The sequence below is a fragment of the Rhodococcus sp. EPR-134 genome, from assembly GCF_001647205.1.
Classification (GTDB): domain Bacteria; phylum Actinomycetota; class Actinomycetes; order Mycobacteriales; family Mycobacteriaceae; genus Rhodococcus_F; species Rhodococcus_F qingshengii.
Window position 1 is genome coordinate 1 of the sequence record NZ_LVCT01000770.1, and the last position, 9,545, is coordinate 9,545.

The following is a 9,545-nucleotide window of genomic DNA, read 5'->3' on the forward strand; positions in this document are numbered from 1 at the left end:
TCAGGGAGTCCCGGCACCAAGTACGCCGAGGGTGTCGAAGAATCGTGGTGTGCCGATTTCGTGAGCTGGTCGATGAACCAGATCGGCACGCCGTTCTCGAACCCCAACTCAGGGTCGTGGCGCATCCCCGGGGTGTACACGCTGCAGGAGTATTACGAGTCCATCGACGCGTTTGTCCCCTACGGTCGGGACTACCAACCCAAGGTCGGCGACACGATCCTGTACGGCGACTCGAGCCCCTTCGGCCAACACGTCAACGTCGTTCTGGTCAACGACGCCGGCACTCTGACGACCGTCGGCGGCAACGAGAACAACGAGGTCATGCTTCATCGCATCGTCCCGTCGGAAGTCCCGGGGATTGTCGGGTTCGGCGTCATCTGAGCCGAGCCCCACCGTCGTCGCTTGATGGTTCTTGCGATGTGTAGAGGTGAGGTTACAGATTCGGGGTTGCCGTTGGATGGCACTTGCTATCAACCAATATTCGGAAAATTCCCTGTTTCCGTCGTCGACAGATATTCATATCGAACGAAGGATTAGACCTGGCAACTAGATTCATATCCAGCTGTCCCCTACCTCAGACAGGAATTCGATGCGCCCTGGTGAGCTGACCACCCTCGAGCAGATACAACTCATGGCCCGCGCGGCTGCTGCGCAGGCCATGAGTGCTCCGTCGACGCTCCGACTGCGGCTCGGCCGCTACCCCACTCGCACACCCGAGCTGCGCAAACGCCCACTCCCCGACACCAAGCTGTGCAGCGAAGCGCTCGATCACGCCAGAGGAACCCTGTCCCCCGCGGTCTTGAACCACAGCCTGCGCTGCTGGATCTGGGCCGACGCCTTCGCGCAGATCGATGCGATCGAGTACGACCCCGAAGATCTCTTCACTGCGTGCGCCCTTCACGATGTCGGACTGGGCGCAGAAGGATCGGCCGAGCACGGGTGTTTCACCTACATCAGTGCCGCAGACGCAGAAGAACTCGCGACCAGAGTGGGAACTTCGGAGAGGTCGGTACAGCGAATCGGCGAAGCGATCCGTCTGCACATGGATCTGACCGTCGACCGCGGCGCGGGCGCTGACGCCTATCTACTGCATGCCGCAGCGCATTTCGACGTTGCCGGTCGGCGTGCGCCCGAAATTCCGCGAGCAACTGTTGATGCAGCAATCGCGGAGTACCCGCGAACAGGGTTCACCGACGAGTTCACGCAGTCGATGAGGCGCGAGGTCCAGCTCCGTCCGCACTCTCGCGCGGCGACGCTCTGGAGATCGGGCATGGCACTGCCGCTCCGAACCAATCCCCTGGATTGGAAGAGCCGCTAGCTACGTCCAGTCCTCGAGCACCGCGGTTCGTGATCCTCCGACGTTCCCGGTATTCACCACGCCCACGGGTTCGATCAACATCACCTCCGCTTCCTCTTCGGCGATGGGACAATGCTCGACTCCGCGAGGCACAACGAACAATTCACCGGGCCCCAGCGAAACATCTCCGTCGCGCAGTTGGATTCGGATCTGCCCCTTTGTCACCAGAAACATTTCGTCGGTGTCGGTGTGGGAGTGCCAGACGAATTCACCTTTGATCTTGACGATCTTGATCTCGTAATCATTGAGGGCCGCAATCTTCTTGGGCGACCAGTGCTCGGTGAACTGACCGAACTTCTCGCGGAGCGATACCGCTGTTGCCGAACTGTTCATGTTGTTCCTCCCTCGGGCGCGCCACCACTGCGATGACGACCCCGCCACTCTTCGTCACCCGAGGCAGCTGCGTCTTGTACGTTTCTGACATGGACCCCCGCGGCGCACAGATCACCGCGTGGGCACCGAGCCTCGCGGGAATCACCGAGGTCTTCCATGCCGATTTCGTCGGACACGCCTATCCCAAACACACGCACGATCAGTGGTCCCTGATGCTCGTCGACCGCGGCACGATTGCATACGACCTCGATCATCGCGCTCATGGCGCAGCACCAGAGATCGTGACTCTGTTGCCGCCAGGCATTGCACACGACGGAGTTCCGGTCACCGAGGCCGGATTTCGTCAACGAATCCTCTACCTCGACACGTCAGTTCTCGGCGAGGTCCTCATAGGCCCGGCGGTGGACAGCCCCGAGATTCGAGACCCTCTGCTGCGCCATCGCATCGATCAACTGCACTCTGCACTCGGCCCGGACGGCGAATCACTCGAGGCCGAAAGTCGCCTGGGGTTCCTCGCTGAAAGATTGAACGAGATCCTCACACCGGCCACAGGTCGATCCCTTCACACGCCGACCGTTGACGAACGCGTTGCCGATCAACTTCGGGACCTGCTCGATGCGCGACTCACAACGGGAATCACGATGCGGGAAGCGTCGAACATCCTGCAGCGGAAGCCCACGTATCTGATCAAGAACTTCGCGAAGCATTTCGGGCTTCCGCCTCACAAGTACGTGACGGGACGTCGAATCGATCTGGCGCGACGCGCAATCCTCGCCGGGCGCGAATTGGCGGACGTGGCCGTCGACGTCGGATTCCACGATCAATCCCACCTGTCGCGGCACTTCGTCAAGCATGTCGGGGCGCCGCCCGGCAAATACTCACTGAACGTGGCCAGTGGAGCGCGCTAGTCGCAGCACCTGGCACCGGTTTCGTCGAGCAGACACTGGTTCCGGTCAGCTGGAGTCTGTGTCCACTGAATAAAAACGGTGTCAGGTCCCAACGATCAAGCAGCCGTCTCGAGGTCGACCAGGAGGAAGTCCTCGCGCCGCGGCCCGTATTCACGATCGGTCAGCTGATACGAGCGCAACGCGCGAGGTGCACGGGCCAACTCGTAGAAGCGCTCGGAGCCAGGCACGAGTTGCCTCGTAGCCCAACCCCAGTTCGGGCCGTGCGGAAACTTCGGGTCGGGCAGCATGTCGGACTCCATCGACATGAGCCGCAGGCGCCGAACTACCCCGGTCGTGGCGGCACTCTCGTCGAAATCGATCCATGCCTGACGGGCATTTGTGTCGTCACGAGGAGTTCCGGCGCGTAGTTGCAAAGCGCCCGCGGCTTCGATCCGAGAAGGCAACGGTGGTTCGGCGTCGAACATGAATTGCAGTGCAGCGACGCGAGCGATCGCCGGCTGGACCGGCTCCCGAATGCCTGACCCGTCGCGAGGCAGTCTCCACATCAATGGTTTCGAACTCGTGCGCACTTCCGCCGTCAAGACCCACGCCGGCTCGACTACCGCCCACCTGCTCGGGCTGTCGACATTCCAGGAGAGTCCCCATCGGACGGTCTCCCCCAATTCGGGAGGGACAAACCACCGAAGACGCAGACCGTCGATGACTACCGGCGTGATCATCGTGTCGAGGTTCGCCGACGCACCGACCATTCGACCGGCTCGACCGCATCGTCCAGCCCGAGAACCACGCGAGCTGCATTGCGCCCTTGATCGAACAGGGACTGGCGAACCGTTGTCAGGCCGGCGTCCGATGCGGCTGTTGTGTCGTCCCATCCGACGACTGCGACATCGTCGGGCAGCGCGAGGCCGAGTTCGCGGATCGCGTCCAAAACCCCCAGAGCCAGTTCGTCACTCATCGCCAAGATGACATCGGGCCTTCGGCTCTCGGGAACGTCGAGCAGGGACCGAGCCATCCGCGCACCCTCGCTCCGCTCGTTGACGGTGACCACCCCCACCCGCACCGAGGACCAATCGAGGCCCGCATCGCGGACGGCGCGCTCGTAGCCCTCGAGCCGATGGCGGGACACCGGAAAGAACGCTTCACCTGGATCCACGTCCATCCGAATCTCGGACCGACGCTCACGATCCCACGGAAGGCTGATCACCGCGGGCCGCTGCGCCCCCGACAACCCGACTGCCGCGATCGCAACGGCGCCGGCAACATCGTCCATCCCGACGAGATCCACACCCTCGTGCAACGGACCACCCTGGATGCATGCGGGTTTTCCGGTGCCGACAATCGCGTCGAGGATGGGATCGTCGAAGACGGTGGTCCAGACGACAAAACCGTCTACTGCTGCGTCGCGAACTCTGTCGACGTCTCCCGGTTTCCCCGAGTTCGGCAGCATCATCAGCCCGGCGTTCGCATCCAGGCACGCTTCGGCGACTCCCGAGAGGAATCGCCGAGCTACTGCGTCTTCGAAGGCGTACGTCAGCTTCTCGCTGAAGACGACCGCGATGTTGTTGAATTTCCCGCTCCGCAAGGACTGCGCCGCCCGGTTCGGGCCCGCGTACTCGAGCTCTTCGGCGGCGGCGAACACCTTGGCCCGCGTTGATTCAGACACGCGCTCGGGCTGCGCGAAGGAGTACGACACCGACATCACCGACACGCCTGCGGCCTTGGCGACGTCGGCCATCGTCGGACGACTCGAACGCTGCGCACGTATGGCCATGAGCCTCAGCATAGCGAGTGCAAAATATCCATTGCGCAGTTGTGTATCGATACATGTATCGTTACACAACATGACTGCTCGACTGCCGAAGGCAACCACGCTACGGCTGATGACACTGGCCGGAGCAGCCTTCGCCTACGTGACGGCCGAAATGCTCCCCGTCGGACTGCTCAGCGAAATCTCGACGGACCTCGACGTCACCGAAGGGCGTGTCGGCCTACTGCTGACCTTCTACGCATACGGTGTCGCGGTCTTGACGCTTCCGCTGATCGGAGCGGTCAAAACCTGGCCGCGACGACGCGTCGTCGTTCTGACGGTGGCCACCCTCGCGGTGTCGCAACTGGTCGCAGCATTGGCCGTCAACTATCCGATGCTCGTGATCGGACGATTGCTCTGCGCTGCGACGCACGGAGTGTTCTGGGCTGTCGTTGCACCGGTCGCTGCCACCCTGGTTCCGCGCGGACAACAGGGCAAGGCCATCGCGATGGTGTATGCCGGTACGTCTCTCGCTTTTGTTCTCGGAGGACCCCTGTCTTCGGCGATCGGCCAGTCCTGGGGTTGGCGGACCGCGTCGGCGGCAATCGGTGTGGTGGCAGTGGGCATTGCTTTCTCACTGCATCGTGCGTTGCCAGAAATGCCGGTCGATCAACACCATCGGAGTAAGCGAGACAAACCGAAGCCGACACCGGCGATGAAACGGGCACTCGCCGTCATCTGCGCGGCAACGCTGTTTGCCGCCCTTGGGCAATTCGCTTCGTACACGTTCTTCACACTTCTGGTGGAGGAAAGCCTCGGCTCGTCCGGTGGCATCCGTACCGCGATGCTTCTGGTCTACGGCGCCGCCGGCGCCGTCGGAGTGTGGGTCGCCGGCAAGTACTACGACCGCCAACCACGCCTCTTCACGCTCATCTCGATCGCGACGGTGGCAGGCGCGCTGGCCATCTTCTGGCTCTTGGCGCCGTCGATGGGAGCGTTCGCTGTCGTCGCCACGATCTTGTGGGGTGCGGCGTTCACCACCGTTCCGATCTGCCTCCAGTCCTCGGTTCTGCGCGCCGTCCCTATCGGGACCGACCGTGCCTCGGCCATCTACGTTGTCGTGTTCCAGATCGCGATTGCAACGGGCGCTCTGCTCGGTGCGGCCGTCGTCGACAGTGGCGGGCTCTCACATCTGGCGGGCATCGGGGTCGCTCTGATGATCGCTTCGTTGGCGATAGTCGGGTTCGGCCGACGCGCGTTTCCCCAGGAACCGGAACGGTCTACTCACTCCCCCACCGACGCGCCGGCCGGACTCTCGTCGTAGATCAGGGTGTATCGCCAGAACAGTCGTCTCCTGATCCGGCTACCTGGCAGACACAACGCGGCCGCGCGCCGGACGTCAGCCATCGACTCACCCGGTTCCGCGGTGGGAGCTGTCATCGCCTTCAGTGGCTCGGAGGCAACCCGTCGATGCTTGACGACGCCGACGACGGGATTGCACACGGTCGCCAACACCGACAGGAGTGCGTCGGTGGCTGTGGTCGATCGATAACACCCGACCACGACGAGCCGCCCGCCCGGTTCGAGCAGGCTACTCAGCTGCTTCATCGATTCTTCGAGTGGAAGATGATGCAACGCTGCGACGACTGTGATCGCGTCGTACTTCGCCTCGGATGCAAAGTCCTCGATCCGCTGCGCGTCGATGATCACGTTCCCGTCGTCGACAAACCTTGCGCGCACGGCGGCCGAGGTTGTCAGGTCGGGTTCCACACCGACCACCACGTCGAACCGCCGACGCAAGAGGTCGATCAGATTGCCGGTCCCGCTCCCCACGTCGAGAGCGCGACCGGACCTGACCCCGCGCAGATTACGTAGAACCCACCGGCCGTAGTGATCGTTGTGACTCCACGGATGGCGTCGATTGAAACCGTCCAAGCGAGCAATCACACCCATACCCGACGGTATCAATCCGAGCCCGCGCACCGGCCGTCACAACCGCGGGTCGACCGGCTCCGATTCGAGAGCCAGCACCGCGAACACGGCCTGGTGCGCTCGCCACAAAGGTTCACGGTCGACGAGCCTGGATACCGCCTCCATGCCGAGCGCGTACTCGCGCAGCGCCATCGACTGCTTGTGTCCGAGGTTGCGGTTACGCAATCTCGCAAGCGTCGACGGTTCGAGGTAGTCGGCACCGTAGATCAATCGCAGGTACTCCCGGCCGCGGACCTTGATCCCCGGCTGAACCTTCGCGTTGTACCCCCGCGGTCCGTGAATCTGATTCGCCAGCGGTTTGACGACCATCCCCTCACCACCGTCGCCGGTGAGCGACTCCCACCACTTCGTCGCTTCGAACACCGAGTCCTCGGAACCGAGATCGACCACCAGGCGACGTGTAGTGGTAAATCGACTCGGGTCGGCCGCGGCCAGGCGGTCCGAAATACCGAGGTGCCATTCGTGATCCCGTTCCCCGTACGACTGGCCCTCGGCCGCCAGAATCTGGAACGGCGCGATGGTGACGCCGTCCAGTCCGTTCGTCGGCCACACGTACCGTCGGTACGCCTCGCCGAAGCGCTCGATACTGGCGGCCCGAACAGTTGTCTGTTCGAACATCTCCGCCACGTCCAGGCCCCGCGACCCGGCCCGCGCCAGCACGGCCTCGCGAGCTGTGAGGTCTGATCGCCCGGCCGCCGCGACCGACGCGTACTGCGAGCGCAGCAGACCTTCCGCTTTGACGTTCCACGGCAACAGTTCGCAGTCGAGGAGCAGCCAGTCGGTGCCCAGCTCTTCCCACAACCCAGCGGAGGTGACTGCGGCGGCGATGTCGTCGATCAACTGCTGAGTCAGGTCGTCGTCGAAGAACTGGCGGCCGGTGCGGGTGTGCACCATCCCGGTGAGCGCATCCGGTGCATCGAAGCGGGACTGAGCAACCGATCGATCACGGCACACGAGCACCACTGCCCGCGAACCCATGTGCTTCTCTTCGCAGATCACTGTTCCGATTCCGCCGGCCCGGTATGCGTCGAACGCGGTCGACGGGTGTTCCAGATAGTCATCGGATTGGGCGCTCGCGCAGGGCGCCATGGTCGGCGGTAGGTACCGCAGCCATTGCGGCGCGACCGCGAATCGGCTCATCACTTCCAAGGCGCCGGCAGCGTTGTCGGTGCGAACGGACACTCGACCGCGCAGTTCGGTGTCGACGCCGGTCGTTTCGAGGACGTCGGCGAGATCGAGCACGTCCGGATCACGAGTCGGCGGTGCCAGCGGTACCACCGGCTCGTACCAAACCCGCTCCGCCGGAACCGACACGATCTCTCGTTCCGGGTATCGAAGAGCCGTGAGGGATCCACCGAACACACAGCCGGTGTCGAGGCACGCGGTGTTGTTGATCCATTCCACCTCGTGCACCGGCGTGTGACCGTAGAGGACCATGGCTGATCCTCGGTAGTCCTGCGCCCACGGGTATCGAACGGGTAAGCCGAATTCGTCCGTCTCACCGGTAGTTTCACCGTAGAGCGCAAAGCTCCGGACTCGGCCGGACGCCCTGTTGTGGTAGTCCTCCTTGAGACCGGCGTGCGCAACCACGAGTTTGCCGTCGTCCAGAACGAGGTGCGCGACGAGCCCGTCACAGAAGTCGACGACGCTGTCCCGGAACTCCGCCGACTCGGTGGCCATCTGCTCGAGGGTCTCGGCGAGTCCGTGACTGGCCGTGACCTTCTTACCGCGCAAGGCCTTGACGAATTTGTTCTCGTGGTTACCCGGAACCGCTATCGCATGTCCCGCCGCGACCATCCCCATGACCAGACGCAGCACACCGACCGAATCCGGTCCTCGATCCACGTAGTCACCGAGGAAGGCGGCAGTTCGCCCTTCCGGCGGCACCGCATCGACAGCTCTGCCGTCCGTCCCGTAGTCGACGGTGTAGCCGAGTTTCACGAGGAGCGTCTCGAGCTCACTTCGACATCCGTGGATGTCACCGATGACGTCGAACGGACCACGCTCGACACGCAGATCGCTGCGGAGCGGGTGGCGCAAGAATGTGGCTTCGGAAACCGCGTCCTCACCTCTGAGGATGTGAACCGAACGGAAACCTTCCTTACCCAGCCCGCGGAGCGAGCGAGTCAACTGTTGGTGCTGACGGCGAATCACGTCGCGTCCGAACGTCCGATCAGAGCGAGCGTCGTTTCGTGCAGAACAGACCGATTCCGGAACATCGAGCACGACTGCCACCGGCAGTATGTCGTGCTCGCGAGCCAACGCAACGAGTCGCTTGCGCGCGGCGGGCTGGACGTTGGTCGCGTCGACCACCGTGAGACGTCCGCGTCGCAAACGCTTGGCCGCGACGAACTCCAGCACTTCGAAAGCATCGGACGTCGACTCCTGTGAGTTCGGATCATCACTGACCCACCCTCTGAATGTGTCACTCGAGAGAGTTTCGAACTCACCGAAGTGGCGCGCCGCGAAGGTCGACTTTCCCGAGCCACTGACGCCGATGAGTACTACCAGGGCGAGATCTGGAATCTCGTACACCGTCATGACGTTCGTGCCTCCTTCGTGAAGATTGCCATCTGTGTCGGTCCGCCAAGGACCGGATCAATTGCTCCGACAAATTCGAACTCCACGCAATAGCCGTGGACTCGGGCCGTTTCGGTTGCCCAGTCGCGGAATTGGGTTCGGGAGAACTCGAACCTGTGATCGGGGTGCCTGAACTCTCCCGCGGCCAATGCCGGATACAGCACGTTGTAGTCGGCATTCGGAGTAGTCAGCAGCACATACTGCGGTGCTGCGTCCACGAAGACCGATCTGACCAGCGCCGGCAGGCGCGCCGTGTCGACGTGCTCGACCACCTCCATCAGCACGGCTGCGTCGAAGCCTTTCAAGCGTGCGTCGCGGTACGTCGCGGACGACTGCATCAAAGACACACGTTCACGTTGGGCGTCGGACATTTCGGTGAACTTCAATCTGCGTTGCGCCCGTGTCAGTTCGCGCGCGCTCACATCGACGCCGACAAGTTTGTCGAATTGAGCGTGCGGCATCAGCGCCTCGATCAGTTTGCCTTCGCCGCAACCGATGTCGACAATCGTTCTGACGTGCAGTCGCTGAAGTGTCGCCAAAACTGCGTCGACGCGAAGCCGTGCCAGCGGCGGATCCGGTCGCGGTAGTTCGATCTGCGCCTCTGCTTGGTCGGGAATCAGTCGATCGA

10 protein-coding genes are annotated in these 9,545 nt (G+C 62.9%); 4 read left to right on the top strand and 6 right to left on the bottom strand.

The window, feature by feature from the left end; all coding sequences use genetic code 11:
* A partial coding sequence (locus A2J01_RS33045; protein ID WP_156519477.1) for a CHAP domain-containing protein occupies positions 1-381 on the top strand: 381 nt, incomplete at its 5' end.
* 208 nt (positions 382-589) lie between these two features.
* Positions 590-1,318 carry an HD domain-containing protein gene (locus tag A2J01_RS33050; protein ID WP_064114378.1) on the top strand — a complete coding sequence of 243 codons (729 nt, stop codon included), beginning with the start codon at positions 590-592 and terminating at the stop codon, positions 1,316-1,318.
* Here A2J01_RS33050 and A2J01_RS33055 read toward each other — a convergent pair whose 3' ends face one another.
* Entirely contained in the window at positions 1,319-1,690 is a 372-nt protein-coding gene (locus tag A2J01_RS33055) for a cupin domain-containing protein (protein ID WP_030536435.1), read from the bottom strand. It lies immediately after the preceding gene.
* Between the two features lie 89 nt (positions 1,691-1,779).
* On the opposite strand from A2J01_RS33055, the gene A2J01_RS33060 reads away from it, so the two are divergent.
* Positions 1,780-2,598, top strand: a complete 819-nt coding sequence (locus A2J01_RS33060; RefSeq protein WP_042919858.1) for a helix-turn-helix domain-containing protein — start codon at positions 1,780-1,782, stop codon at positions 2,596-2,598.
* Positions 2,599-2,693: 95 nt separating this feature from the next.
* On the opposite strand, the gene A2J01_RS33065 is transcribed toward A2J01_RS33060, so the two are convergent.
* Positions 2,694-3,317 (bottom strand): hypothetical protein, encoded by a 624-nt coding sequence (locus tag A2J01_RS33065; protein WP_228402241.1) that lies wholly within the window; start codon positions 3,315-3,317, stop codon positions 2,694-2,696.
* Positions 3,314-4,369: a LacI family DNA-binding transcriptional regulator gene (locus tag A2J01_RS33070; RefSeq protein WP_230793240.1), complete on the bottom strand. Its 1,056-nt coding sequence runs from the start codon at positions 4,367-4,369 to the stop codon at positions 3,314-3,316. Before A2J01_RS33070 ends, A2J01_RS33065 begins: the two co-directional genes overlap by 4 nt.
* Before the next feature lie 70 nt (positions 4,370-4,439).
* Between A2J01_RS33070 and A2J01_RS33075 the strand changes: the two genes are divergently transcribed.
* Positions 4,440-5,669, top strand: a complete 1,230-nt coding sequence (locus A2J01_RS33075; RefSeq protein ID WP_064114379.1) for an MFS transporter — start codon at positions 4,440-4,442, stop codon at positions 5,667-5,669.
* On the opposite strand, the gene A2J01_RS33080 is transcribed toward A2J01_RS33075, so the two are convergent.
* From A2J01_RS33080 to A2J01_RS33090, 3 genes are all read right to left on the bottom strand, one after another.
* The gene (locus tag A2J01_RS33080) at positions 5,630-6,298 is read right to left on the bottom strand and encodes a class I SAM-dependent methyltransferase (protein WP_042449164.1); all 669 of its coding nucleotides are present in this window, start codon (positions 6,296-6,298) and stop codon (positions 5,630-5,632) included. The genes A2J01_RS33075 and A2J01_RS33080 overlap by 40 nt on opposite strands.
* Before the next feature lie 36 nt (positions 6,299-6,334).
* Positions 6,335-8,878 carry a polynucleotide kinase-phosphatase gene (locus A2J01_RS33085; RefSeq protein ID WP_064114380.1) on the bottom strand — a complete coding sequence of 848 codons (2,544 nt, stop codon included), beginning with the start codon at positions 8,876-8,878 and terminating at the stop codon, positions 6,335-6,337.
* Positions 8,875-9,545 (bottom strand): methyltransferase domain-containing protein (locus A2J01_RS33090; RefSeq protein ID WP_156519478.1); only part of this gene is annotated, 671 nt, incomplete at its 5' end. The genes A2J01_RS33085 and A2J01_RS33090, both read right to left, overlap by 4 nt.